General features: G+C 43.3%; 1 protein-coding gene. It reads right to left on the bottom strand.

Going from position 1 to position 252, the window contains the following annotated elements:
• Positions 1 to 252: aminotransferase class I/II-fold pyridoxal phosphate-dependent enzyme (locus tag E0702_RS18010; RefSeq protein ID WP_132045849.1), on the bottom strand; the 252-nt coding region annotated here is incomplete at both ends.

Genomic DNA, 252 nt, shown 5'->3' with positions numbered 1-252 from the left:
GGTAAACCTAACTTGGATAGGCTCATACACAAGATGGTGTTTTCATTCCAAAATGGCTCAACCTCTTCAAAGACAATATTTGGGAATGGTAAGCCATACGCATTGTCGATAAGCAGTGGAATGTTGTGCTGGCGAGCCAGTTTATCGAGCTTATGGATCTCTTGATCTGTGAGCACATTGCCAGTTGGGTTAGTTGGGCGTGAAGCACAAATGGCGGCGATAGAGTCATCTACTTTAAGTTGTTCAAAATCA

Source organism: Halomonas marinisediminis (assembly GCF_004347715.1).
Taxonomy (GTDB): Bacteria; Pseudomonadota; Gammaproteobacteria; order Pseudomonadales; family Halomonadaceae; genus Halomonas; species Halomonas icarae.
The sequence above is the reverse complement of the archived record's forward strand: the minus strand, read 5'-3'. Positions and strand labels throughout refer to the sequence as shown.